This window comes from Streptomyces sp. NPDC002784 (assembly GCF_053592135.1).
The window spans coordinates 114,834-139,537 of record NZ_JBSFVD010000003.1 but is presented as its reverse complement, the minus strand read 5'-3'; the positions used below and the strand labels follow the sequence as shown (position 1 = coordinate 139,537).

Genomic DNA, 24,704 nt, shown 5'->3' with positions numbered 1-24,704 from the left:
ACCATGACCGACAACGCGATCGCCGGGGTCCCGATGCGCTGGGTGGGCCCCCTGCGGATCTCGGGGAACGTGGCCACCACCGAGACCCCGGTCCCGCTCGCCACCTACGAGTCACCGCTGTGGCCCTCCGTGGGCCGCGGCGCGAAGGTCTCCATGCTCTGCGAGCGGGGCATCGTCGCCACCCTCGTCGACGAGCGCATGACCCGCTCGGTGCTCGTGGAGGCGCTGGACGCGCAGACGGCGCTCACGGCCGCGCGGACCATCGACGCCCGCATCGACGAGCTGCGCGAGGTGGTGCGCACCGGCAGCCGCTACGCCGAACTGATCGGCGTCCGCCACGAGATCAACGCCAACCTGCTGTTCATCCGGTTCGAGTTCAGCACCGGCGACGCCTCCGGCCACAACATGGCCACCCTCGCCTCCGACGCGCTGCTCGGACACCTGCTGAAGACGATCCCGGGCATCGCCTACGGATCGATCTCCGGGAACTACTGCACCGACAAGAAGGCCACCGCGGTCAACGGCATCCTGGGCCGCGGCAAGAACGTGGTCACCGAACTGCTCGTCCCGCGCGACGTGGTCGAGGGCGTCCTGCGCACCACGGCCGCCGGGATCGTCGAGCTGAACATCCGCAAGAACCTGCTCGGCACCCTGCTCGCCGGCGGCATCCGCTCGGCCAACGCCCACTTCGCGAACATGCTGCTCGGCTTCTACCTGGCCACCGGACAGGACGCGGCGAACATCGTCGAGGGCTCCCAGGGCGTCGTCATGGCCGAGGACCGCGACGGCGCCCTCTACTTCGCCTGCACCCTGCCCAACCTCATCGTCGGCTCGGTCGGCAACGGCAAGGGACTCGACTTCGTCGAGACGAACCTCGCCCGCCTCGGCTGCCTGGCCGACCGCGCCCCCGGCGAGAACGCCCGCCGCCTCGCCGTGATCGCGGCGGCCACGGTGCTCTGCGGTGAGCTCTCCCTGCTCGCCGCGCAGACGAACCCGGGCGAACTCATGCGCGCCCACGTGCAGATGGAACGGGCCCACGAGACAGCGAAGGCAGGTGTCTAGGCACATGGCCGACGACCGCGCCACCGGCATCCACGATCTGTCGTTCGCGACCGCCGAGTTCGTCCTCGCGCACACCGTCCTCGCCGAGCACAACGGCACCGACATCGGCAAGTACCACCACGGCATCGGCCAGCGGTCGATGAGCGTGCCCGCCGCCGACGAGGACATCGTCACCATGGCCGCGACCGCCGCCGCGCCGATCCTCCAGCGGCACGGCAGCGACGGGATCCGGACCGTCATCCTCGCCACGGAGTCCTCCATCGACCAGGCGAAGGCCGCCGGGATCTACGTCCACACCCTCCTCGGACTGCCCTCGGCCACCCGGGTCGTCGAACTCAAGCAGGCCTGCTACGGCGCGACGGCCGCCCTCCAGTTCGCCATCGGCCTGGTGCGCCGCGACCCGGCGCAACGGGTCCTCGTGATCGCCGCGGACGTCTCCAAGTACGAGCTGGACAGCCCCGGCGAGGCCACCCAGGGCGCCGCCGCCGTGGCCATGCTGGTCGGCGCCGACCCCGCGCTGGTGCGCATCGAGGAGCCCTCGGGGGTGTTCACCGCCGACGTCATGGACTTCTGGCGGCCGAACTACCGCGAGGCCGCCCTGGTCGACGGACAGGAGTCCATCGGCGCCTACCTCCTGGCGGTGCAGGGCAGCTGGAAGGACTACACCGAGCAGGGCGGGCGCGCGCTCGACGAGTTCGCCGCGTTCTGCTACCACCAGCCGTTCACGAAGATGGCGTACAAGGCCCACCGCCAGCTCCTCAATTACTGCGGGCACGGCGTCGACGAGGACCGCGTCATCCGCGACCTCGGACTGACCACCGCCTACAACAACGTCATCGGCAACAGCTACACCGCCTCGGTCTACCTGGCCCTGGCCGCACTGCTCGACCAGGCCGACGACCTGACCGGGCAGGCCGTCGGCTTCCTCAGCTACGGCTCCGGCAGCGTCGCCGAGTTCTTCGCCGGCACCGCCGTACCCGGATACCGGGACCACCTGCGCACCGAGGCGCACCGCGCGGCGATCGACCGGCGCACCGCCGTGGACTACGCCCGCTACCGGGCCCTGCACGAGCACTCCTTCCCCGCCGACGGCGGGGACCACCGCACCCCGGCCGAGACCACGGGACCCTTCCGGCTGGCGGCCGTGCGCGACCACAAGCGGATCTACGAGACGCGCTAGCCGGCCGTGCCGTATCCAGACCGATCGAGGGGAAGACGGGCGCATGACCGAAGTCGGGGTGCTCGGTACGGGTGCTCATGTGCCGGACCGGGTCGTCTCCAATGACGAGGCCGGAGCCGCGGCGGGCGTCGACGACGCGTGGGTCGTCCGCAAGACCGCCATCCGCGAACGCCGCTGGGCCGCCCCCGGGCAGGCCACCTCGGACCTGGCCGCGGCCGCCGGACGGGACGCGCTGCGGTCGGCCGGCATCACCGCCGACCGGCTGACGGTGATCGTCGTCGCCACCTCCACACCCGACCGGCCCCAGCCGCCCACCGCCGCCCGGGTGCAGCATCTGCTCGGCGCCGTCGACGCGGCCGCGTTCGACGTCAACGCCGTCTGCTCCGGCGAGGTGTTCGCGCTCGCCGCGGCCGAGGGGATCCTGGCCCGACGGGGCGGACACGCCCTGGTCATCGGCGCCGACGTGTACTCGCGCATCCTGAACCCGGCCGACCGCAGGACGGTCGTGCTGTTCGGCGACGGCGCCGGCGCGATGGTCCTGGGCCCCGGCCGGGGCGGCCGTGTCCGCGCGCTCGCCACCCACACCTTCGGGGAGCTGTCGGACCTGATCGAGGTGCCGGCCGGCGGCAGCCGGCTGCCCCTGGACCGGGCCGCCCTGGACGCCGGACTGCAGTACTTCCGGATGGACGGCCGCGCGGTGCGCGGCTTCGTCGAGGACCGACTGCCCCTGCTGACCAAGCAGTTCCTCCACGAGAGCGGCATCGCCCCCGACGACATCGCCCACTTCGTCCCGCACCAGGCCAACGGCGTCCTCCTCGACACCCTGTTCGCCTCCCTGGCCCTGCCCCGGGCCACCATGCACCGCACCCTGACGCACTACGGCAACACCGGAGCCGCCTCCATCCCGATCACCCTCGCGGAAGCCGCCCGCGCCGAGGCCTTCCGAACCGGCGACCTGATCCTCCTCGCCGGTTTCGGCGGAGGCATGGCCGCGGGATTCGCGCTGGTCGAGTGGTGAAGACACCGGCGGAAGCAGGAACCATGACAGCGAGACACTGCACGGTGGGCCTGATCGGCAGCGGGCCGCGCGGCCTCTCGGTGGTCGAACGGCTGTGCGCCAACGCCCGCGCGATGCCCGAGGGCAGCACGGTCCACGTCCATGTCGTCGACCCCTACCCGCCGGGCGCGGGGAAGGTGTGGCGCACCGACCAGTCCCGCCATCTGCTCATGAACACCGTGGCCGGACAGATATCGGTGTTCACCGACGCCTCCGTCGACCTGCGCGGCCCGCTGGAACCGGGCCCCAGCCTCCACGAGTGGGCCGAGGCGCTCCTCGCGGGCCGCCTGCGCCACGACTGCCCGCCCCATGTCCTCGACGAGGCACGGCAGTTGGGCCCCGACACCTATCCCACCCGCGCCTTCTACGGCCGGTACCTGCGCTGGGCGTACCGGCACGTCGTCGACAACGCGCCCCCGGGGCTGCGCGTCACCTCGCACACCGCCCTCGCGGTCTCCCTCGACGACGACCCGGAAGCCGAGGACCCCACCCTGCAGCGGCTCGTCCTCGACAACGGCTCCGTCCTCGCGGGCCTGCACGCCGTGATCCTCTGCCAAGGCCATCTGCCCGCCCGGGCCGACACCGCCGAGCGGGAGTTCGGCGCCCGCTCGCGCCGGGCGGGGCTGATCCACATCGCCCCCGCCAACCCGGCCGACGTCGACCTCGACGTGCTGGCCCCCGGCACCAGGGTGCTGCTGCGCGGGCTCGGGCTGAACTTCTTCGACCACATGGCCGAGCTCACCGCCGGCCGCGGCGGCTCCTTCTCGCGCACCGGAGGACGGCTCGTCTACCACCCCAGCGGCCGGGAGCCGCACCTGTACGCCGGGTCCCGGCGCGGCATCCCGTACCAGGCCCGCGGCGACAACGAGAAGGGCCCGCACGGCCGGCACGAGCCGCTGCTGCTCACCGCCGACCGCGTCGCGGAGCTGCGCCGCACCCACGCCCGCTCCGGACTCGACTTCCGGAAGGATCTGTGGCCCCTGATCTCCCGCGAGGTCGAGGCCGTCTACTACCGCACGCTGTTCACCTCACGCGGGCACATCGCCCGGGCACGGCAGCTCCAGGACGACTTCCTGGCGGCCGGACCGGGGGAGCGGGAGAAGGACGCCGTGCTGTCGGCGTACGGCATCAGCGAGAAGTACCGCTGGGACTGGGAACTGCTCGCCCGGCCCTACCGGGACCGGGAGTTCACCGGCCGCCGCGACTTCACCGACTGGCTCCTCGACCACCTGCGCAAGGACGTCGCCGAAGCCAGGTGCGGCAATGTCAGCGGCCCGCTCAAGGCCGCCCTGGACGTCCTGCGCGACCTGCGCAACGAGGTCCGGCTCGCCGTCGACCACGGGGGCCTGCACGGCGAGTCGTACCGCGCCGACCTGGACGCCTGGTACACCCCGCTCAACGCGTTCCTCTCCATCGGACCGCCCGCCCGGCGCGTCGAGGAGATGATCGCCCTGATCGAGGCCGGCGTGCTGCACGTGATCGGGCCCGGCCTGTGCGTCGCCGTCGACGGCACCGGGTACACCGCCGCCTCCCCGCTCGTGCCCGGCTCCGAGGTCCGGGCGGACGCCCTGATCGAGGCCCGCCTGCCCGACATCACCCTGCGCCGCACCGGCGATCGGCTGCTGCGCCGGCTGCTCGCCACCGGACAGTGCGCCGCCTACCGCATCCGCACCCGCTCCGGCGGCGCGTACGAGAGCGACGGACTCGCCGTCACCGGGCGGCCGTTCCGCCTGATCGACGCGGCCGGACGGGCCCATCCGCGGCGCTTCGCCTTCGGCGTGCCCACCGAGTCGGTGCACTGGGTGACGGCCGCGGGCATCCGCCCCGGCGTCAACTCCGTGACCCTCACCGACTCCGACGCCATCGCCCGCGCGGCCCTCGCCTGCGCCGACCACAAGACCACGGCATCCGGCGGCGGACAGGAAGCAGCCACATCCGGCGGCGGACAGGAAGCAGCCACATCCGGCGGCGGACAGGAAGCGCCCACCGACCAAGGACTCACCCATGCCCACTGACACCGGTCCCACCGGCGACGCCGGTCTGCTGTCCCCGGTCTGGGCGGCCACCCCCGTCGTGGAGGCGGTGCACGACGGGGCGTGGCTCCAGGCCATGCTGGACGCCGAGGCGGCACTCAGCCGGGCGCAGGCCCGCCTGGGCACCGTGCCCGTGGCCGCCGCACAGGTCATCACTCAGGCCGCCCGGGCCGACCGGCTCGACCTGGCCGCCCTGGCCCGGCAGGCACGCGAGTCCGCCAACCCCGTGGTGGCGCTGGTCCGGGAGTTCACCGCGCTGGTCGCGGACCGGGACCCGGAGGCGGCCCGCTACGTGCACCGGGGCTCCACCAGCCAGGACATCCTCGACACCGCGACCGTCCTGGTGGTGAGCCGGGCCGTGCGGCTGATCCGCGCCGACCTCGAACGCGTCGAGCAGGCGCTGGCCGTGCTCGCCAGGGAGCACCGGGACACCCTGATCGCGGGCCGCACCCTGGCCCTGCACGCGGTGCCCACGACCTTCGGGCTCAAGGCGGCGGGCTGGCGCCATCTCGTCCTGGACGCGGTCCACAAGCTCGACGCGCTCAGCGCCGACGTCCAGCTCGGGGGCGCCGCCGGAACCCTGGCCGGCTACCTCGCCCACGCGCCCGGAGCCGACCCCGCCACCTACGTCCGGGATCTGACGGACTTCTTCGCGGCCGAACTGGGCCTGTCCGCACCCCTGTTGCCCTGGCATGTGCTGCGCACGCCCGTGGTGGACACGGCCACGGCCGCCGCCTTCCTGTGCGGAGCCCTCGGCAAGATCGCCGTCGATGTACTGTCGCTGACCCGGACCGAGGTGGGCGAGGTGCACGAGCCGGCGCCCAGCGGCCGGGGCGCGTCCTCGGCGATGCCGCACAAACGCAACCCCGTGCTCGCCACGGCCGTCAGGTCCGCCGCACTGCAGGCGCCCCAGCTCGCCGCGACCGTACTGAGCTGTCTGCCGAGCGAGGACGAACGGTCCGCCGGTGCCTGGCACGCCGAATGGGAGCCCCTGCGGGCCCTGTTGCGGCTGGCCGGGGGCGCCGCGCACCAGACGGTGGAACTCGTCTCCCACCTGTCCGTCGATCCGGAGCGGATGCGCGCCAACACCCGTATGACGGGGGGAGCGATCATCTCCGAGCGGATCGCCGCCGTACTGGCCCCCGTCCTCGGCAAGGCCCGGGCCCGCGATCTGCTGAACGAGGCGTCCGCCCGTTCGGCGAGCACCGGCGAGCCGCTGGCGGAGCTGCTGCGGCAGGACGGCGGGGCGTCGGCCGCCCTCGCCGACGCCCGACTGTCCGACCTGTTCGAACCGGCGGCCTACACCGGCGCCGCGGGCCCGCTCGTCGACCGCGCCCTGTCCCGCCCCCTGCCCACGCCGGGCCGGCCGGCGAAGGACTGGACGGAGGACTAGACCAAGGCCCGGCCGCCACGACGGCACCTAGCTCCGGCGGCGCAGGGCGATCTCCGTGAGCTCGTCGATGTCGAACTCGGAGCGGCCGGGGGAGCCGTAGCGGGTGATCTTGCCGCGGCTCACCCACTTGCGGATCGTCGCTTCGGACACCCCCGCGGCGAGCGCGGCCACCTTGGTGGGCACCAGCCGGTGGCGTGGTGGTTTCGTCATGCGCCGACAGCCTTCCGCCGCCGCTCCATGAGCGGGCGCAGGGTGATCCACTCGTGCATCTCCCAGGTGTGCCCCGCTGAGCACCGGATGCTCGTCCGGTCCCCGGCCGGCCGCGGTGACGTCGTGATCCTTCCGGCGCAGTCGGCCACCACGCACTCCCGGGTGGCCACCTGGGGTTCGCCGGGCTCCGGGTCGATCGTGCACAGCAACTCCCGCCGCAGCGCGTCGATCTCGTCCGCGAAATCGGCCGCGGGCGGCTGCCCGGTCAGCCACGTGAGGTGGCGCAGCAGGAAACGTGCCAGGTCCGGCACCGAGCGGGCGGGGGCGGCACCGCCGAGTTCGTCGGTGACGTACCGGGCCCACGACTCCAGGACGGCGAGGATGTTGTGCCGGGCGTCGAGCGCGGACATGTTCAGGCGGTCCCGGCTCCGGCTCCCCGAGACCCGGGTGTGGTGCGGTCGGCGGGACGTCGGTAAGACGTGGTGCAGACTCTCCTGGTAGAGACCGGGCAGCGCGCGCAGGTCGCCTTCCAACTGCCGGACACGCGAGGCGCAGAGGCCGGATTCGATCGCCCCGCCTGGTTCCTGGAGAGAATTCTTCGGGCAGGCGTGAGAATCCATGCGATTCCTTTCGGAGGCGGGTTGTCCGTCGGCCGTCTTGAATGACGTGAACCGTCCCAGTGGATTTGCACAGCCGTGGGCGAGGCGAAGGCTCGTGGGAAGAGCGGAAAGTCGCGGCTGAAGATCTCGAATTCGGCCCCGGGCGCACTGGGAGATTTCCACGGGGCGGTTCGGGGTGTCAACGTTCTGTATCCGCGGTCGATCGGCGCTAAAGGGGAACTCCAGATTCACCCTGCGCGGCCCGCTCCCATGCCCTTCATCCGAACCCCCAGGAGATATCCGTGACTTCGGACATCAGCACCGGCACCGCCCAGGAGGCGGTGGCTCTCCGCGCGGACCTGCTCCGCCGTGTCGAGGACAGGCTGCGGTCCCTCCTCGCCGCCGAGCGCGATCTGTGGGCCGGGGTGCACGAGGGGACGGTCGTCCCCATCGACGCGCTGTCCGCGCTGATCGCCTCGGGCGGCAAGCGCATCCGGCCCGCCTTCTGCGTCACCGGCTATCTCGCCGCCGGCGGCGACCCCGACGACCCCGGGATCGTGGCGGCCGGCGCCGCCCTGGAGATGCTGCACCTGTCCGCCCTCGTCCACGACGACGTCCTGGACGACTCCGGCACCCGGCGCGGCGTGCCCACCGTCCACACCACGTACACGCGCCTGCACGGCAGCCGCGGCTGGCAGGGGGAGTCACGCCGGTACGGCGAGGGGGTGGCCCTGCTCGTGGGCGACCTGGCGCTCGTCTACAGCGATGAGCTGATGGCGCGGGCACCGGGCCCGGCGCTCCCGGAGTGGCACCGGCTGCGCTCCGAGGTGATGATCGGCCAGTACATGGACGTCCACGCGGCGGCCGAGTTCTGCGCGGACCCCCGTACCTCCCGCCTGATCGCCCGCATCAAGTCCGGCCGGTACACCATCCACCGGCCCCTCGTGGTGGGCGCGGGCGCGGCGGGCCGCGGCGATCTCGCCGCGGCCTTCGAGGAGTACGGCGAGGCCGTGGGCGAGGCGTTCCAGCTGCGGGACGATCTGCTCGACGCCTTCGGTGACTCCGCGGACACCGGCAAGCCCACCGGCCTGGACTTCACCCAGCACAAGATGACCCTGCTGCTCGGCTGGGCGATGCAGCGCGACGAGCACATCCACACCCTGATCACCGAGCCGGGCCACACCCCCGACGAAGTGCGCCGCCGTCTGGTGGACACGGGTGTCCCGCGCGACGTCGAGCGGCACATCGACGGCCTCGTCGAACGGGGCCGCAAGGCCATCGCCGACGCCCCCCTGGACGAGGTGTGGCGAACGGAACTGGCGGACATGGCCCGCCGCGTCGCCTACCGCACCTCCTGAGCCCGCCCCCTTCCGCCCCGCCCACCGCCGCCTGAACAGCGTCGATGGCTGAAGCTCCCCGACGGGGGATACGGTGGCCCCCATTGGCGGTTGGTGGGGACGAAGGGACATGGCACGTGGCCTTGAGGGCGCTTCGGTCGGCATTGGAAGCCCTGTACGTCAGGCGGCTGGCGCGCAAGCTGGAGGGCAAGCCACGACCACGGCATGTCGCCATCATGCTGGACGGCAACCGCCGTTGGGCCCGCGGCGCCGGGCACGACGACGTCCGTGAGGGCTACCGCGTGGGCGGCGCGAAGGTCGGCGACTTCCTGCGCTGGTGCGACGCCGCCGACATCGAGCACGTCACGCTGTGGATGCTGTCCGACGACAACCTCCACCGGCCGCCGGCCGAACTCGGGCCCCTGCTCGAGATCATCGAGGAGACCGTGGCGAGCATCTGCGCGGCCGACGAGGACTGGCGGATCGACGTCATCGGCGCGCTGGACCTGCTGCCGGGGGAGACCGCCCGGTCCCTGAAGGACGCCGTCGCGGGCACCACCGGCCGCGGCGGCCTCAAGGTTGACGTGGCGGTCGGCTACGGCGGGCGCCGCGAGATCATCGACGCGGTGCGCTCCGCCTTCGACAAGCACATCTCCGCCGGCGGCGACCCGCGCGAACTGGCCGAGAACTTCGACCTCCAGCACATCTCCGACAACCTCTACTCCCCGGCGGGCCCCGACACGGACTTCATCATCCGCACCTCGGGCGAACAGCGGCTGTCCGGCTTCCTGCTGTGGCAGTCCGCCTACGCCGAGGTGCACTTCGTCGAGGTCCTGTGGCCGGCCTTCCGCGAGATAGACCTGCTGCGCGCGCTGCGTTCGTACGCCGTCCGGGACCGCCGCTACGGCAGGTGACCCGGACCCGGGCCGCACCACAGCACCGCTCTACCGGCGCTCCAGATCCGCTCCCGATACTCGGTAGCAGCACTGGAGCGGGGCCTGGCCCCACAGGTCGATCCGAGGGGAACGCTGTGTCCAACCCTGAAGCGGTACTGGCCCGGATGCGCGAGTACATGGTGGGACCGACCCGGTTCATGACCCTGTACGCCTGCTTCGAGCTCGGCATCGTCGACGCCCTGCGCAAGGAGGGCGCCCTGACCGCGGCCGAGCTCGGCGCGGCCGTGGGCGCGAAGCCCGACGCCGTGGAGCAGGTGCTGCAACTGCCGCTGAAGGAGGGCTTCGTCGCCCTGGACGAGACCACCGGCGGCTACACCCTCGCCGCGCTCGCGGACGTCCCGGAGGCCGACCTCCAGCGCGTCCTGACCTTCATGGGCATGATCAAGACGGGCATGATGCGGCAGCTGTACTACCTGCCCGAGTCCATCTCGACCGGCAGCGCGGTCGGGCTCAAGGAGCTCTACGGCTTCGAGGGCACGATGTTCGAGGCGGCGGCCGTGGTCCCGGAGGTGCGCTCCGCGTGGGGGCCGCTGGCGCAGAACGAGACGGCCAGTGTCTATCCCTGGTTCTTCCGCAGCTTCGACGTCCCGGCCGGGGCGCGGGTGCTCGACGCGCGCGGCGGCAACGGCCTCGGGGCCGTGATGACCTGCCAGCTGAAGGGCTCGCCCGGCCTGCGGGTGACCACCTTCGACCAGCCCGCCCTGGAGGCCGCGTGCCTGCGGACCTTCGAGGAGCACGGGGTGACGGAGCAGTGCTCGTTCGTGGCCGGTGACGTCCTTGAGTCCCTCCCGGGCGGCTATGACGTGGTGCTGCTCAAGCACTTCGTGGACATGTACGACAAGGACGAGGTCCTCACCATCCTCAGGAACGCCCACCGGGCCCTGGAGCCGGGCGGGCAGGTCGTGGTCCTCGCGCCCGTGTACCCCGAGGACATCACGGACCCCGACGACCTCCAGGCGGACTTCTTCCCGGCCTACATCCTCGGCTGTGTGGTGGGGCGCGGCGGTCTGCAGAAGCTGTCGACGTACCGGAGCTGGCTGGAGGAGTGCGGGTTCGAGGTCACGAAGGTGACCGCCAAGGATCCCGCCGACATCCCGGCGGACGCCATCATCAACCGTGTGGTCATCTGCGCCGTGAAGCGGGACTGAGCGGGCCGGACGCGTACCGCGGCCGGTGCCCCGGGCACCGGCCGCGGTGGCGCGGCCCGAGGTCTCAGGCGGTGTAGAGGTCGAACGTGGAGCTGCGGCGCGGTCCGGCGACGACGTCCAGCTGGGGGTCGACCACCAGCATCGCCTGGTGCAGCCGCTGCACCCGCGGGGACGGCTCCACGCCCAGGCCCTCGATCAGCCGGATGCGCAACGTCCGGTAGACCTCCAGGGCCGACGCCTGCCGGCCCGAGCGGTACAGCGCCACCATGGCCTGCGAGTGCAGGCCCTCGTGCTGCGGGTAGCGTGCCGTCAACTCGGTGAGTTCAGGGATGAGTTCGGTGTGCCGGCCGAGCCGCAGATCGGCGTCGATCCGCCGCTCGACGGTCCCGAGACGGCTCTCCTCCAGCCGCATGACCTCGATCCGCAGCACCGGCCCCACCCGTACGTCGACCAGCGCCGGTCCCCGCCACAGCGTGAGCGCCTGCCGGAAGCGGTCGGCCGCGACGGTGTCGTCGCCCGCCTCGAACGCCGAGCGGCCCTCCGCGGCCCGGCGCTCGTAGGCGTGCACGTCGACGCAGTCGGGGGGAATCGCCAGCACATAGCCGCCGTGCCGGGTGGCGAGGACCTCCTTGGCGGGCGTGTCGGGCCCCATGGCGCTGCCCAGGCGCCGGCGCAGCTGAAGGATGTACGTCTGTAAGGTCGCCAGCGCGCTCTGGGGTGGTTTGCTCCCCCACAGTTCCTCCATGAGCGTGGAGACGGGCACCACGCGTCCCGGATACAGGGCGAGCAGGGACAGCATCTGCCGGGGCTTGCCGGCCGTCGGGACGATCGACGTCCCGTTGATCTCGGCGCACAACGTGCCCAGGACCTGAAACTTCATGTTCTCCCCCGTACGTCGTCGAGTCCTTCTCCAGTGGGTCGTCCCGTGACCGGAACGCGAGGCTCCTTCGACCCCGGCCCGGTGGAATGCCGACGCGAGGTGAGGTGCGTCGAGGGGGAGGGCAACCCCGGGCAGGGGAGTGGTCGCTCGGCAGCGGTCGACGGGGCAGTGCCCACACGGTGTCTGGCTTGGCCGGATCATTCCGGTGCGTACGCCGACCAGTGTTGTCCATGCGACTTGGGCCGGACTGTCGACCGGCTTGGCGCTGACTTGGCGTGGACTGGGCGCGGACCGGCGCGCGGCACCGGCCCGGGACCGCTCGGGCGGCGGGGACGAGCGGCCGACTAGGCACTTTCCCGGCGTTCCGGCGATCAGGGGTGCGAGCGGGCATATGCCGGTCCCGAGCGGAGCCCGCGCATCCGCCAAGCCGGCCTCAAGGCGCGCTGGACTCCCGCTCGACTTCCCCGGACCGGGTGCGAGGGGTGCGGGCAGGCCGAATCATGTCGACGTGTGCGGCGGTACGGCCGCGGCGCGGATCCGGCGCAGGAGATGGGCCCGGCGCAGCCGCCCGATGCTCTGGTACAGCACCTCGGCGGTCAGCGCGTGGGTGAAGGAGTACCAGCCCAGCCGTTGCGGGTCCTCGCCGATCAGTCCGGCCGCCACGAGCGCGTCGACGGCCTTCAGCGCCGCCTCGATCTCCAGCGAGGCGGCTTCCGCGACGACGTCGACGGCGAAGGCGCGGCCGGCGACGGAGGCGACCGACAGCAACTCCGCGGCGATCGGGCCCAGGTGCGCGACCCGTCCCAGCACCACCTCGCGGACCGGCCCCGGCACCGCCGGTGCCCGGCCCCGGCCTTCCTCGCCGTCGCTGGCCTTGAGCAGCTCGCGCAGGTAGAACGGGTTGCCGCCGCTGCGGTACCGCAGCTCCTCGGCGGCGGCCCCGCTCACCTCCCGCCGGAGCATCGCGTGCGTCAGGGTCCGGGTCTCCGCGGCGGTCAGGCCGTCCAGCTCCACCTGCGTCATCTCCGTGCGGGCCAGCGCGGCCGAGGTCCCGGCCAGGGCCGCCGCCTCGTCGGAACGGTAGGCCACCGCCACCAGCAGACGGCTCGTCCGCACCGACTCGGCGAGGTGGGCCAGCAGCCGCAGTGAGCCGGGGTCGGCCCGGTGGAGGTGATCGAGCACGATCACCAGGGGCCGGGCGTGCGACGCCCCGGTCAGGTACTGCACGATCGCCTCGAACCGCCGCAAGGTGACCGCGTCCTCGTCGGCGCCGTCCAGGGGCTGCCGCGTCTGTCCGTCGAGCACCTCTGCCACGGGGCCCGGGACCGGGCGGCGCGGAAGGTGCGTGCCCGCCGTCCCCAGCACCTGCTGCCAGGGCCACAGCGGCGGCGTGGGCACATGCCCGGGACAGGCACCCCACAACACCGGTGCGGTAGTGATGAGTTGGGCGAAGCGCCGCAGCAGGGCGGTCTTGCCGACGCCCGGTTCACCGGAGACCGTCACCACCTGGCCCCGCCCGCGTGCCGCCTCGGCGCACACCGCGGTCAGGTGCCGCAGCGCCTCCTCACGGCCGACGAAGATCTCCTCGTCCGTCTCCGGCACGGGCCGCGGCGGCGGCGCGGGCGCGGGGAGCCTGGGGGCGGCCGGGGGCCTGCGCGGGGCCGTCGGGGCCGGGGCGGGTGGCGGACGCCAGTCCAGCGCCGGGGCGTGGCTGAGGATCTCGCGTTCGAGATGCTGCAGCGCCGGCCGCGGATCGATGCCCAACTCGTCGCCCAGCCGGCGCTGGTTGGTCCGCAGCACCGCGAGGGCGTCCGCCTGCCGTCCGGCTCGGTACAGGGCCAGGCTCAGCAGCTCGCAGCCGTACTCGCGCAGCGGGTGGGCCTGCATGAAGGCCTCCAGCTCGGCGACCGCGACCTCGTGGGCCCCGACGGCCAGCAGCGCGGCACAGCGGCCCTCCACGGCCGACAGCCGCAACTCCCCGAGCCGCGCCACCTCCGCCGCCACATGGACGGAGTGCGACACCTCCGTGTAGGCCTCGCCCCGCCACAACGCCAGCGCGGCCTCGAACTCGCTCAACGCCTCCTGCGGGTCACCCCGGTTCCAGGCCTGCCAGCCCGCCTTGGCGCGCCGTTCGAAGAGGTGGACGTCCACCTCGACGACGTGGCCGTCCAGCAGATAGCCGCGGTCGTTGGTGTGCAGGACCCGCGTCGGGGTGCGCGGCGCCCGGCCCGGTTCCAGCGCCCTGCGCAGATTGGCGACGTAGGACTGCAGGGACGTCATCGCGGACGGCGGCGGGCTGTCGGCCCACAGGGCCTCCAGCATCACGTCCACCGGTACCGGCTGGCCGAGGCGGCTGACGAGTAACGCGACCAACTTGCGCTGTTTCGGCGCCCCGAGATCCACCGGCCGGCCGGCGACCGTCGCTTCCAATGGGCCCAGCGCTCGGAATTCCGCCAAAGGGGGTTCAATGCCATGCATTTTGGTTGGTTGCGCTTCGGTCCATCGGATGAATTCCGACGGGGCGTCGAATGATGTCGCGAATAATTCCACGTCGGCCATGTCAAGTTTGAGTATGTTTATCGAATAGACCCATGTCAAGGTCGGGTTACGAAGTGGTGCCGGGCGTACACCCATTTCCGGAGCCGATAATCTCGCCGTGCGCCATCCGGTACCCGAGTTGAAAGCGGTGCTGGGCGCCGTACTGCTCGCGCAGGGACGCGATGTGTCCTTGCACGGACCGCAGGCTCATGCCGAGGCGGCGCGCGATGGCCTTGTCGGAACGGCCCTCCACCAGCAGCGCCTTGATGGCCTGGCGGACGTCGGGTACGACCTCGCGGGCCGCGTCCGCCGCCCGCACCGGGCGGAACGGGAACCGCTCGGCCCGTACCCAGGCCTTCTCGAACACCCCCCGCAGGAACGCGACGACGGCGGCGTCCCGGATCAGTGCCGCGCTGTGCGGGTGTTCACCGCCGGGGATGAAGGCGATCTCGCCGTCGATCAGGATCAGCCGGTCGAAGAACTCCGGGAGCGTGCGCACCGCCACGTCGCCCTGGGCCATGACCTGCTGCACGTATTTCTTCGTGGGCTCGGAGAAGCGGGCGCTGTGCTGGAAGAGCGTCCGCAGGGCGACGCCGCGCGCCAGCGGGTCGCGGACGGCCGCGTGCAGCAGGTCCAGTGCGGCTCCGGGGCCGGGCTCGTCCGGCTGGGCCGTGAGGATCTCCCGCTTCGCCCGCCACAGGGCGTCACCGATCGTGTCCTGCACGGTCTCCGGGCCGTCGATGTACCGGATCCGGCCTGGGGCCCCGGTGTCGGCGCCCTCCACCAGCAGCAGGTGGCCCGCGGTCTCGGTGGCGTACCGTTCGAGGCTGCCGAGCGTGTCGGCGATCCGCAGCAGGGATTCCAGCGGTGTGTCGGCGGGGGACAGGGTGTCCCGGGTCTGTCCGCTGCCCGCGTTCATGACGTCATCATCCTTTCCCCCGTTTCCCCGCAACCCGGCCGTTGCCGTCCCCTCAGATCCTTGGTGAACGCCCCCGGCAGACGCAACCGAGAAGGCGCTCACCCCAGTGATCCTGGCTCGAAACTCTAGAACCGTCGCCGTGGCTCAGTAGCCCGGCTCCTTCGCCAACTCCTCCCGGCGGCCCGCGATTTCGGGCTGGTGGACCCGGGCGTCCCAGTCCTGCGGCGGGACCGGGACCAGGGCGATGGAGACCACCCGCTCCTCCACCCCGAACGCCTCCTGCACGGCGGCCGTCACCTGCTCCACGAGCTGGAGCCGCTGCTCGGCGGTGAGGGTCGCCGGGAAGTGCTGAATGGTCACGTGAGGCATCAGGCCGTCCTTGTCCAGGGGGTCGCGGGTCGAGGGGTGGCGCGCCGGAGCGCCTTGACCAGTTCGTCGACGCCCGGCTCGCGCAGCGCCCCGTAGTGGTCGGTCTCCAGTTGCACGATCGTGGGCGGGGCCGCCGTACGCCCCGGTGAGCGTTCCAGGAACGAGGGTTCGTCGCCGGCCGCCCGGAACACCGTGACGGGCGCCGCCACGTGGCGTGCGGCCGGGTCACGGGTGAAGCCGTACGTACGCCGTACCACGGCGATCACACGGCGGATCAATCCGCTGTCCAGCTGCGGGAACCGTCGCTCGACGAACCGCGCGAAGCTCTCCTCGTCCGCGCACTCGCGCAGGCACTCCTCGACGGCCGGGCCGCGGGCCGTGCCGGCGAAGACGGAGAAGAGGAGGGTGGTGAAGACGGGATCGGCGAAGTCGGCCACCGGCGAGGGCGGTGGGGCGACGGCCGGCCGCGGCGATCCCGGGGCGAGCAGCAGTACCTGCTCCACCCGGTGCCCGGCCTGCTCCAGCTGCCCCGCCGCCTCGAACGCAACCCGCGCGCCGAAGGAGTAGCCCCACAGCGTGTAAGGGCCCCGCGGCTGGACGCGCCGCAGGGCCGCCACGTCGGCGGCGGCCATCTCCTCGACGGACCCCAGCGGCGACTCGCCCTCGTTGACGCCGTGCGCCTGGATCCCGTGGACCGGCCGCCCGCCGGGCGCGCGGGCCGCGAGCAGCCGCAGGTTCATCGTCACCCCGCCGAGGCCCGGCCAGCAGAACACCGGCGGCCCGCTGCCCTCGGACCGCAGCGGTGTGATCCGCGAGGCGGGCGCCGCGGCGCGCACGCTCACCGCCTCGGCCAGCTTCGCCACCGTGGGTGCCTCGAACAGCACCTGGAGCGGCAGGGCGCAGCCGAAGGTCTCATTGATCCGCTTGACCAGGCCCACCGCGATCAGCGAGTTCCCGCCGAGCGCGAAGAAGTCGTCGTGCACGGAGACGAAGTCCCGCCGCAGGGCCGTCCGCCACAGCGCGCCGAGCCGTGCCTCGACCCCGTTGCGCGGCTCCACCACGGGCCGGGCCCGGGCCGCCGTCCGGTCGACCACCCCTTCGAGGGCCTTGGTGTCGAGCTTGCCGTTCGGGGTGTGCGGCAGGGCCGGCAGCACCAGGATCCGGCTGGGGAGCATGTACTCGGGCAGGGAGGCGACCAGATCGTCCCGGATCAGCTCCTCCGGCCCCTTCATGTGCACCTGGTCCTCGTGCATGCCCTCGTGGCGGAGCTGTTCCTCGCTGATGGTGCCGCCGACGCAGAAGTACGAGGGCCCGGTGGGCCGTCGGGCCGTCCGCAGGATCGCCGTCATGCGGCGGGCGGCGGGCAGGTCGTCGCCGGTGCGCGAGCTGTACCCGGCGGGCATGAAGCCCAGCTGGACGGTGTTCGACATCAGGCGCTGCAGTTCCCGGCCGAGGTCCAGATAACCCAGCCGCTCCCGGCCCTGCTCGGCGGCCCGGCTGACCAGGGTGATGCCGAAGCCGGAACGGTCGTAGGCGGCCTGGTTGATGGCGATCACATGCCGCTTGAGCACCAGCGCGTCGCTGACCCGGTGCAGTTCGCCGTCCCGGTACAGGTACTGCCCGCTCGCCGGCCCCGCCTCGCTGCCCGGAGGGAACTGCACGTAGATGTCGAGGGCGCGGTGCTCGGGTTCCGGCGTCCAGGGCACCAGGTCGAACGAGCCCAGGCCGAAGTCGTCCTCGGCGCAGCCCAGCAGGCGGGGCAGGCCGGTGTCGTGCGGGGCCTCGGCCAGGGCCAGGCCATGGGCGGGCAGCACCTCGTCGAACAGGCCGGCCATGTGCCCGGCCTCCATCTCCAGGACCTCCTGGATGTTCTTCTTGTACACCGGCTCGATCGCCGCTCTGCGACCGACGAAGTGCACCCGGTGCCGGGCCCGGTCCGCCGCGGCAGGGCGGATCAGCACCAGCTCGTGCCGGACCGGGTGGTAGTAGTAGTGGCCCGGCGCCACACCCTCGATGCCGCTGAGCTCCAGGTGGAGCTGTACCGCGTAGAGGGATCCGGGGGAGGCGTACGCGTACTTCGGCAGCAGCCGCTCCGCGCTGAGGTGCTGCCCGAAGTTGCGCAGGACCGCGCCGAGTTCGGGCAGCGCCAGCTCCTCCGGGCGGCGCGACCCGGTTCCCCGGGGGCGCCGGCCGAGCGCCGACAGGACGTCCGTGACCTTCAGCGGGCCGCCCTCGTAGAAGCGGTAGGTCTTGCGGGCGAAGGCCCGGCGCCGTGCCTCGGGGTCGGCGGTGGCGCCGGGCAGGGGTAAGGAGGGGCGGCCGCGCAGATCGGCTTCGTCCCGGACGCCCGGGTCGGACAGCTGGGTCCGGACCTGGAGCCTGGACGCCTTCGACACATGGTGTTCGCCGAACTCGCCCTGGTCCATCAACGCCGCCTCGCGGGGGCTGAGTTCGACGCACGCGACCAGGTGCTGGGCCCGGGTGCGCGGGTCGGTGCGCAGCAGGACGGCGGCGTTGCGCACCCAGTCGTGGGCCTCGACGGCCAGCCGTATCTCGTCCAGCTCGATGCGGAAGCCGCGCAGTTTGACCTGGTTGTCGACGCGGCCCGCGAACTGGGCGGTGCCGTCCGGGTTCCAGCGCGCCAGATCGCCGGTGCGGTACAGCCGTTCCCGGCCGCCGGGCGTCGTGAAGCGCTCGGCGGTGAGCTCCGGCCGGTGCAGATAGCCGCGCGCCAACTGCACTCCGCTGATGTGCAGTTCACCCGTCTCACCCGGCGCCACGGGACAGCCGTCGGCGTCCAGGATGTGATAGCGCAGGCCGGTCACGGGCCGGCCGATCGGCAGGGTCTCGGGGCCCTCGTCGAGGGCGGCGGGGTCGACGAGGTGGGCCGAGGTGTTGATGGTGCACTCGGTCGGGCCGTACAGGTTGACCAGTGCGGTGTCCGGCAGGGCCCGCGTCAGCCGCCTCGCGAGTGCCCGGGACAGTGCCTCGCCGCCGCTGAAGAGGTGGGTGAGCGACGTACAGCGGTCGAGTTCGTCGGTGTCGACGAGGGCCCGCAGGAGGGTGGGCACGCACTGGAGGGCCGTCACCTCGTGCCGGGTGACGGCCTCGATGATGCGCTGCGGATCCCGGTGGATACCGCCGGACCCGACCACGACCCGGCTGCCGCAGGCGGCGGCCAGCAGCTCCCACTGCGCGGCGTCGAAACCGATCGGCGTCTTGTGCAGCACGGTGGTGTCGGCGCCGAGCGAGAACGTGTCGGCGAGCCAGCGCATCTGATGCGCCAGTGCGCGGTGCTCGATCGCCACCCCCTTGGGCTTGCCGGTGCTGCCCGAGGTGTAGATGACGTACGCCAGGTCCCCGGGCCGCGGGCCCTCCGGCAACCCGGCCGGGTCCGTGCCGGAGCGGCGCTTCCTGAACTCCAGGACGTCGTCCAGGCAGATGACGACGGCGTCGGAGGCGAGCACGTCCGCCAGCCGGCCGCGCAGGTCGTCCTGGGTGAGCACGACGCTCATCCGGGCGTCCCGCGTGACATGGCGGAGGCGCTCCTCGGGATAGCCGGGCGAGAGCGGGAGGTAGGCCCCGCCGGACCGCAGCACTCCCCAGGCGCCGATCAGCAGGTCCAGGGAGGGGTCGACGAAGAGCCCCACGCAGTCGTCCGCGCCGACGCCGAGATGGTGCAGATATCGCGCCACGTCATCGGCCTGGTCGGCCAGTTCGCGGAAGGTGAGCGACTCGCCCTCGTGCACCACGGCGATATCGCCCGGACGGGCCCGGGCCTGAGCGGTCAGCAGGTCAGGCAGGCATGCGCCGACGTCTTCCTGGCTCTTCATCTACGTACCCCCGTGCTCGGACGGCTCTTCGACCTCCGGCACGAACGTACGTATCCACGCCAGGAGCGACGGCGCGAGCGACCCCCGCAGTCGATGCAGTGCGGCAACCCGAACCATGGGCCGCGTGGCCGCGCGGACCCGGAGCGCCGGATTCTGGGCGAGCATGTGCTCACGGAGGGGGCCGTACGCAGCCCCCGGCAGGTGTATCGAGCAGAGCCGATCCGGAGGGGCCCGTGACCGACTTGTCGACCGGCAGTGTCGTCAGCTCACTCGACGAACTCGTGGGCAACACCCCGATGCTGCGGCTGCAACTCGCCGGGCTGCCCGACGACGCCCATGTGCTGGCCAAGCTGGAGGCGGCGAATCCGCTGTCCAGCATCAAGGACCGGGCCGCCCTGTTCATGCTGCGCGCCGCCGAACGGGCGGGCACCCTGCGCCCCGGCGGGACCGTCATCGAGTCCACCTCCGGCAACACCGGCATCGCCCTGGCCGCCCTGGCCGCGGCCCGCGGCTACGGCTGCCGCATCGTGCTCCCCGACAACGCCTCCCGGGAGCGCCTGCTGACCCTGCGCATCCTGGGCGCCGGCATCGAACTCACCGACCACACCCTCGGCTTCGCCGGCTGCGTGGAGCGCGCCGAGGAACTGCACGCCGGGACCCCCGGCTCCTGGTACGCGGCGCAGCACGTGAACGCCGACAACGTCCGGGCCCACTACGAGACGACGGGCCCGGAGATCTGGCGGGACAGCGGCGGCCGCGTCGACCACCTGGTGTGCGCCGTCGGGACCGGCGGCACCCTGACCGGAGTCGCCCGCCGGCTGCGCGAGCACAACCCGCGGCTGAACGTCGTGGCCGTCGAACCCGCGGGCTCGCCCCTGCTGTCCGGCGGAGCGCCGGGACCCCACCGCATCCCCGGCCTGAACGGCGGATTCACCAGCCCGGTCACCGACGTCACGCTGATCGACGAGGTGATCGCCGTCGAGGACGAGGACGCCGCGGCCACCACCCGCGCCCTCGCGGCCGCCACCGGAGTGCTGGTCGGCGCCTCCTCCGGCGCCGCCGCGTACGGCTGCCTGGAACTCGCGCGCCGGTACGACCTCTCGGGCGCCACCGTCGTCACCGTCTTCCCCGACAGCGGAGAGCGCTACCTCAGCTGGTGGCCCGAGGCGCGGGAGGTGCCCGGCACGCCGGACGCCCCGACGTCCTGAGCGGTGCGCGGCGAGCCCGCACCTCACAGTTCGCCGCGCTGTCTCGTCGGACTGACAGGCGCACGGACGCCCAGCCCCGCCCACCGGAACGGAGCCCCACCGACCCATGACTCCCGAGCGTTGCCTGCTCCTCGTCGGCGCCACGGACGAAACCGTCGCCAAGGCCAAGGAGTTGGGCCTGCACGTCCTGCTGCTGCAGCACCCCACCAAGGTCACCGCCGAGCAGCGGCGCCTCGCCGACCACGTGGAGGTCCTCGACTACACCCGCTGGGACCTGGTGGAGCCGGTCGCCAAGCGGCTGTGGGACGCCCCCGGCTTCACCGCCGCCGTCTCGATCACCGAGCCGGGCCTGGAGAACGCGGCCCGCGTCAACGACCTGTTCGCCCTGGGCGGCACCGGCTACGAGGTCACCCGGCGCTTCCGTGACAAGGCCGCCATGCGCGCCCACCTGGCCGGCACCCCGGACGCCGTGCACGCCCAACCCCTGCGCGAACGCGCCGACTTGGACGCCTTCGGGGAGCGCCACGGCTGGCCCTTCATCGTCAAGCCGACCGACGCCACCGCGAGCATCGGCGTCCACCGCCTCGACGGCCCCGCCGACGCCGACCGCGTCTGGGCCGGGGTGCGCCGGCTGGCGGGCACCAGGACGGACCGGGTCTCCACGCTGATGCTGCTGCAGGACTTCCTGATGGAGGAGTACCTCGACGGCCCCGAGTACAGCGTGGAGTCCTTCAGTTCCGCGGGCCGCCATGTGGTCGTCGCCGTCACCGAGAAGTTCACCGACCCCGCGCACTTCGCCGAACTGGGGCACGCGGTCCCCGCCCGGCTCGGCGCGGCGGCCGAGGAGCGGGTACGGGCAGCCGTCGTCGCCTTCCTGGACCGGCTCGGCATCGAGGACGGCGTCTGCCACACCGAGCTGCGGATCGGCGCCCACGGCCCCCGGGTCGTCGAGAGCCACAACCGGATCGCCGGCGACGCCATCACCGACCTGGTGCACAGCGTCTACGGCATCGACACCGTCAAGCTCGCCCTCGGGGCCCCCTTCGGCCTCGCCGACGCGCTTCCCGACCGGCCCGAGGCACACGGCGGAGCCGCCGTACGGTCGGTGGTCGGACGGCCCGGCGACCTCGTGGAGTCCGTCGACGGCGTGGCCGAGACGCGGGCCCTCGCCGATGTGCTCGCGGTGCGAATCAGCGCCCGGCCGGGGCAGACGGTACGGCCCCTGCGGGACAACTGGGACCGCCTCGGCCTGGTCGCCGTCACCGGCGAGGACACCACCGCCGCGATCCGGCGCGGCGCCGAACTCATCGGGACCGTGCTGAAGGTACGGCTGAAGGACCCCGACGGGCGGCCCGGCCTGGCCCAGGCTGCCCCGGTGAACGACGGGACGGTGACGACGGCATGAGCGTGCTCGTCCTGCACCGCAATCCCCTCGCCGCCTTCCCCTACCGCCGCTGGCTGAGCGGCGACGCCCCCGGCCTCGACGACCGCACGCCCTACCCCGGCGACCTCGTCGTCCTCGCCGCCCGCGACAAGATCGAGTCGGCCGGGGAGCAGCTCCCCGGCGACCTCGACCACGACTTCACCCACCTCGAACTCTTCGACACCCTCGACGACGAAGCCGTGCCCGCCCGCGCGCTCGCCCTCGCCGAGCGGCACCGGATCACGCACGTCATCGCCCACCACGAGGCGGACATCGCCCTGGCCGCCCGGCTGCGCGAGCGCCTCGGGCTCGACGGGGCCCACAGCGCGGACATCCGGCCGTTCCGCGACAAGGCCCTGATGAAGAGGCTGGCCCGGCAGGCCGGCATCGAGGTCGCCCCGCACACCGTGCCGGGCAGCGCCCAGGAGGCCCGCGACTTCGCCGCCCTGCACGGCTTCCCGGTCGTCCTCAAGCACCGCGAGGGCTACAACTCCATCGGTCTCAGCATCGTCGCCGACCGGGACGAGCTGGAAGCGCGGCTCGCGCGGGCCTACCGGGGCGGGCCGCGGGACGACCTGCTGATCGAGGCGTACGTCCCCGGGCGGATGTGCCATGTCGACGGACTGGTGGTGGACGGCCGCACGGTGGCCGCCTGGCCCTCGCAGTACCAGTACGACCTGGCCTCCTTCGGCGTCGACCCCGGCCCCCGCGTCGACCTGACCCTGGACGTGGCCGACCCGCTCACCCCCCGGCTCCTTACGCTGGTCGAGCGGACCCTGGCGGCGCTGAAGCCCGCAGGCTCCCGGCTGCGCACCCACGCCTTCCACGCCGAGGTCTTCCACACGCCCGACGACCGGCTGGTGCTGTGCGAGATCGCGGGCCGGTCCGGCGGCGCCAAGATCCGGGAGGTCTTCGAGATCCTCTTCGGGATCCAGCTCGCCGTACAGGTGACCCGTGCCGAGGCGGGGCTCTCGCTGCCCGCGGCCGAGGGCGCCGTGGACGGGCGCGGTCTGCTGCGGCCGCGGTGCATGTCGGGGCAGGTGCTCACGATGAAGCGGCCCGGGCTGGTGCGCTCGCTGCCCTCCGTGCCGGACGAGGAGTGGGTGCGCGGCTTCTGGCTCTTCGCCGAGGAAGGGCAGGTGATCCCCCCGGCCGCCGGTTCCGCGGACTTCCTCACGGCGGCCGTGGGTTCGGCGCCGACCCGCGCCGAGTGCGAGCGCAGACTGCGGGCCCTGGGCGCCCGGATCGTCGCGGAGACGAAGATCGTGCCGGCGGCCGGGGAGGAGGAGTGATGCGGCGGTACCTGTCGTCCGTCCGCTTCAAGTACATGGCGGGCATGGTCGTCGACGCGACCGGCAGCGGCATGTACCTGCCGCTGTCGCTGCTGTACTTCCACCATGTCACCGGCCTGCCGCTCACCGAGGTCGGCGCCATCGTCACGGCCGCCTCGGTGATCGGCCTGATCAGCAATCCGGTCGCCGGTGTGCTCATCGACCGCTTCAGCGCCCGGACCGTCCTGGTCGGCGGATACGTGCTGCGCGCCTCGGCGTTCTGCGCCTATCCCTTCGTCGACAACGGCCTGGCCATGTTCGCGGTCGTGCTGCCGGTCGCCCTCGGCGACACCTCCTACCCGCCGGCCATCCAGTCCTTCGTGGCGGAGATCGTGCGGGGCGCCGAGCGGGACAAGCTGCTCGCCCTGCAACGCAGCCTGCGCAACGCCGGGATGGGCCTGGGCGGCCTCCTCGCGGGCGCGGCCCTCGCCCTCGACGACTCCGGGTTCTACGTCGTCGTCCTCGGCGCCGCCGCCGGCTATCTCCTCGCGGCCGGGCTGATGAGCACGATCCGGCCCCAGGCGCCGGCCCGGCCGGCGGGCGGCCGTATCTCCCGCAAGGGCGGCTACCGGATGGTGGCCCGCAACCGGCCCTTCCTGAGCCTGACCCTGCTGAACATCCCGACGGCCTTCGCCTACATGGTGCTGGCCGTGGCGCTGCCGGTGTACCTCACCAGTGAACTCGACGCGCCCGTCTCGCTGGTGGGCATCGTGTACGCCGTCAACACGGTCGGCATCGCCGTGCTCCAGATCCCGGTCACCCGGCTCCTGCTCAGGTACCGCAGAACCCGCGCGGTGGCGCTCGGCGCGGGCATCTTCGGGCTGTCCTTCGTCACCTTCGCCGTGCTCGGCGGGCTGTCGACCGGGGCGGCCCTGATCGCCGGAGTGTTCGCCGCGACCGCCCTGTTCACCGCGGGCGAGCTGCTGCACGGCGCCACGGCCTCCGCGCTGGTCGCGCAGGCCGCGCCGGAGGAGACCCGGGGCCGTCATCTCGCCGTCTACCAGCTGTCCTGGGCGGTGCCCATCGCGCTGGCGCCCACCGTGCTCACCGCCCTGCTCTCCCTGTCGGCCACCGGCATGTGGCTCCTGCTCACGGCGGGCGTGGCGGGCTCCGCGCTCGGTGTACTGCGCCTCGAACGCCGGCTGCCACAGGCCGCGGTGCACCCGCTGCCGCCCGAGCCCGAACCGGTCGTGTCCGAAACCCGATCCACCGGAAAGGTTGCGTGACC

Annotated in this window: 19 protein-coding genes; 12 read left to right on the top strand and 7 right to left on the bottom strand. The window is 72.7% G+C overall.

The window, feature by feature from the left end; genetic code table 11:
* The first annotated feature begins 3 nt into the window (after positions 1 to 3).
* From ACWD1Z_RS07970 to ACWD1Z_RS07950, 5 genes are read left to right on the top strand one after another with little or no spacing between them, the layout of a single operon-like run.
* Positions 4 to 1,062 carry a hydroxymethylglutaryl-CoA reductase gene (locus ACWD1Z_RS07970; protein WP_451116537.1) on the top strand — a complete coding sequence of 353 codons (1,059 nt, stop codon included), beginning with the start codon at positions 4 to 6 and terminating at the stop codon, positions 1,060 to 1,062.
* 4 nt (positions 1,063 to 1,066) lie between these two features.
* Complete coding sequence (locus tag ACWD1Z_RS07965; protein WP_451116535.1) at positions 1,067 to 2,242, top strand: hydroxymethylglutaryl-CoA synthase; 1,176 nt, start codon at positions 1,067 to 1,069, stop codon at positions 2,240 to 2,242.
* 43 nt (positions 2,243 to 2,285) lie between these two features.
* Positions 2,286 to 3,260, top strand: a complete 975-nt coding sequence (locus ACWD1Z_RS07960) for a 3-oxoacyl-ACP synthase III family protein (RefSeq protein WP_389417848.1) — start codon at positions 2,286 to 2,288, stop codon at positions 3,258 to 3,260.
* A 23-nt stretch (positions 3,261 to 3,283) separates the two neighbouring features.
* Complete coding sequence (locus ACWD1Z_RS07955; protein ID WP_451116534.1) at positions 3,284 to 5,314, top strand: FAD/NAD(P)-binding protein; 2,031 nt, start codon at positions 3,284 to 3,286, stop codon at positions 5,312 to 5,314.
* Positions 5,304 to 6,725: a class-II fumarase/aspartase family protein gene (locus ACWD1Z_RS07950; RefSeq protein ID WP_451116532.1), complete on the top strand. Its 1,422-nt coding sequence runs from the start codon at positions 5,304 to 5,306 to the stop codon at positions 6,723 to 6,725. The genes ACWD1Z_RS07955 and ACWD1Z_RS07950 overlap by 11 nt, the downstream gene beginning before the upstream one ends.
* Before the next feature lie 27 nt (positions 6,726 to 6,752).
* Here ACWD1Z_RS07950 and ACWD1Z_RS07945 read toward each other — a convergent pair whose 3' ends face one another.
* Both ACWD1Z_RS07945 and ACWD1Z_RS07940 read right to left on the bottom strand, forming a co-directional pair.
* Positions 6,753 to 6,935, bottom strand: a complete 183-nt coding sequence (locus ACWD1Z_RS07945; protein ID WP_451116530.1) for a hypothetical protein — start codon at positions 6,933 to 6,935, stop codon at positions 6,753 to 6,755.
* Positions 6,932 to 7,555, bottom strand: a complete 624-nt coding sequence (locus ACWD1Z_RS07940) for a hypothetical protein (RefSeq protein WP_451116528.1) — start codon at positions 7,553 to 7,555, stop codon at positions 6,932 to 6,934. The genes ACWD1Z_RS07945 and ACWD1Z_RS07940 overlap by 4 nt, the downstream gene beginning before the upstream one ends.
* A 281-nt stretch (positions 7,556 to 7,836) precedes the next feature.
* Between ACWD1Z_RS07940 and ACWD1Z_RS07935 the strand changes: the two genes are divergently transcribed.
* The 3 genes from ACWD1Z_RS07935 to ACWD1Z_RS07925 all read left to right on the top strand — a co-directional run bounded on the left by ACWD1Z_RS07935 (position 7,837) and on the right by ACWD1Z_RS07925 (position 10,975).
* Positions 7,837 to 8,892 carry a polyprenyl synthetase family protein gene (locus tag ACWD1Z_RS07935; protein ID WP_451116527.1) on the top strand — a complete coding sequence of 352 codons (1,056 nt, stop codon included), beginning with the start codon at positions 7,837 to 7,839 and terminating at the stop codon, positions 8,890 to 8,892.
* A 122-nt stretch (positions 8,893 to 9,014) separates the two neighbouring features.
* Positions 9,015 to 9,785: an isoprenyl transferase gene (locus ACWD1Z_RS07930; protein WP_351981600.1), complete on the top strand. Its 771-nt coding sequence runs from the start codon at positions 9,015 to 9,017 to the stop codon at positions 9,783 to 9,785.
* A gap of 116 nt (positions 9,786 to 9,901) precedes the next feature.
* Positions 9,902 to 10,975 carry a methyltransferase gene (locus ACWD1Z_RS07925; protein ID WP_451116525.1) on the top strand — a complete coding sequence of 358 codons (1,074 nt, stop codon included), beginning with the start codon at positions 9,902 to 9,904 and terminating at the stop codon, positions 10,973 to 10,975.
* Between the two features lie 64 nt (positions 10,976 to 11,039).
* Here ACWD1Z_RS07925 and ACWD1Z_RS07920 read toward each other — a convergent pair whose 3' ends face one another.
* The 5 genes from ACWD1Z_RS07920 to ACWD1Z_RS07900 form a co-directional block, all read right to left on the bottom strand.
* Positions 11,040 to 11,855, bottom strand: coding sequence for an AfsR/SARP family transcriptional regulator (locus ACWD1Z_RS07920; protein WP_451116523.1), 816 nt, complete (start codon positions 11,853 to 11,855; stop codon positions 11,040 to 11,042).
* A 498-nt stretch (positions 11,856 to 12,353) separates the two neighbouring features.
* Positions 12,354 to 14,333 (bottom strand): BTAD domain-containing putative transcriptional regulator, encoded by a 1,980-nt coding sequence (locus tag ACWD1Z_RS07915; RefSeq protein WP_451116521.1) that lies wholly within the window; start codon positions 14,331 to 14,333, stop codon positions 12,354 to 12,356.
* A gap of 127 nt (positions 14,334 to 14,460) precedes the next feature.
* Positions 14,461 to 15,312 carry a LuxR family transcriptional regulator gene (locus ACWD1Z_RS07910; RefSeq protein WP_451116519.1) on the bottom strand — a complete coding sequence of 284 codons (852 nt, stop codon included), beginning with the start codon at positions 15,310 to 15,312 and terminating at the stop codon, positions 14,461 to 14,463.
* A gap of 144 nt (positions 15,313 to 15,456) precedes the next feature.
* Positions 15,457 to 15,681, bottom strand: coding sequence for a tautomerase family protein (locus ACWD1Z_RS07905; RefSeq protein WP_451116518.1), 225 nt, complete (start codon positions 15,679 to 15,681; stop codon positions 15,457 to 15,459).
* Positions 15,681 to 19,514, bottom strand: a complete 3,834-nt coding sequence (locus ACWD1Z_RS07900; RefSeq protein WP_451116517.1) for an amino acid adenylation domain-containing protein — start codon at positions 19,512 to 19,514, stop codon at positions 15,681 to 15,683. The genes ACWD1Z_RS07905 and ACWD1Z_RS07900 overlap by 1 nt, the downstream gene beginning before the upstream one ends.
* A gap of 233 nt (positions 19,515 to 19,747) precedes the next feature.
* Between ACWD1Z_RS07900 and ACWD1Z_RS07895 the strand changes: the two genes are divergently transcribed.
* From ACWD1Z_RS07895 to ACWD1Z_RS07880, 4 genes are all read left to right on the top strand, one after another.
* Positions 19,748 to 20,722: a PLP-dependent cysteine synthase family protein gene (locus tag ACWD1Z_RS07895; RefSeq protein WP_451116515.1), complete on the top strand. Its 975-nt coding sequence runs from the start codon at positions 19,748 to 19,750 to the stop codon at positions 20,720 to 20,722.
* Positions 20,723 to 20,828: 106 nt separating this feature from the next.
* Positions 20,829 to 22,127: an ATP-grasp domain-containing protein gene (locus ACWD1Z_RS07890; RefSeq protein WP_451116513.1), complete on the top strand. Its 1,299-nt coding sequence runs from the start codon at positions 20,829 to 20,831 to the stop codon at positions 22,125 to 22,127.
* Entirely contained in the window at positions 22,124 to 23,437 is a 1,314-nt protein-coding gene (locus ACWD1Z_RS07885; RefSeq protein WP_451116511.1) for an ATP-grasp domain-containing protein, read from the top strand. The genes ACWD1Z_RS07890 and ACWD1Z_RS07885 overlap by 4 nt, the downstream gene beginning before the upstream one ends.
* Complete coding sequence (locus ACWD1Z_RS07880; RefSeq protein ID WP_451116509.1) at positions 23,437 to 24,702, top strand: MFS transporter; 1,266 nt, start codon at positions 23,437 to 23,439, stop codon at positions 24,700 to 24,702. Before ACWD1Z_RS07885 ends, ACWD1Z_RS07880 begins: the two co-directional genes overlap by 1 nt.
* Positions 24,703 to 24,704: the final 2 nt, after the last annotated feature.

Coding starts and splice junctions, on each gene's coding strand:
- ACWD1Z_RS07955 (WP_451116534.1), top strand. CDS start 3,284: ATGACAGCGAGACACTGCACGGTGGGCCTGATCGGCAGCGGGCCGCGC.
- ACWD1Z_RS07970 (WP_451116537.1), top strand. CDS start 4: ATGACCGACAACGCGATCGCCGGGGTCCCGATGCGCTGGGTGGGCCCC.
- ACWD1Z_RS07960 (WP_389417848.1), top strand. CDS start 2,286: ATGACCGAAGTCGGGGTGCTCGGTACGGGTGCTCATGTGCCGGACCGG.
- ACWD1Z_RS07885 (WP_451116511.1), top strand. CDS start 22,124: ATGAGCGTGCTCGTCCTGCACCGCAATCCCCTCGCCGCCTTCCCCTAC.
- ACWD1Z_RS07900 (WP_451116517.1), bottom strand. CDS start 19,514: ATGAAGAGCCAGGAAGACGTCGGCGCATGCCTGCCTGACCTGCTGACC.
- ACWD1Z_RS07950 (WP_451116532.1), top strand. CDS start 5,304: ATGCCCACTGACACCGGTCCCACCGGCGACGCCGGTCTGCTGTCCCCG.
- ACWD1Z_RS07905 (WP_451116518.1), bottom strand. CDS start 15,681: ATGCCTCACGTGACCATTCAGCACTTCCCGGCGACCCTCACCGCCGAG.
- ACWD1Z_RS07890 (WP_451116513.1), top strand. CDS start 20,829: ATGACTCCCGAGCGTTGCCTGCTCCTCGTCGGCGCCACGGACGAAACC.
- ACWD1Z_RS07915 (WP_451116521.1), bottom strand. CDS start 14,333: ATGCATGGCATTGAACCCCCTTTGGCGGAATTCCGAGCGCTGGGCCCA.
- ACWD1Z_RS07940 (WP_451116528.1), bottom strand. CDS start 7,555: ATGGATTCTCACGCCTGCCCGAAGAATTCTCTCCAGGAACCAGGCGGG.
- ACWD1Z_RS07910 (WP_451116519.1), bottom strand. CDS start 15,312: ATGAACGCGGGCAGCGGACAGACCCGGGACACCCTGTCCCCCGCCGAC.
- ACWD1Z_RS07965 (WP_451116535.1), top strand. CDS start 1,067: ATGGCCGACGACCGCGCCACCGGCATCCACGATCTGTCGTTCGCGACC.
- ACWD1Z_RS07880 (WP_451116509.1), top strand. CDS start 23,437: ATGCGGCGGTACCTGTCGTCCGTCCGCTTCAAGTACATGGCGGGCATG.
- ACWD1Z_RS07920 (WP_451116523.1), bottom strand. CDS start 11,855: ATGAAGTTTCAGGTCCTGGGCACGTTGTGCGCCGAGATCAACGGGACG.
- ACWD1Z_RS07945 (WP_451116530.1), bottom strand. CDS start 6,935: ATGACGAAACCACCACGCCACCGGCTGGTGCCCACCAAGGTGGCCGCG.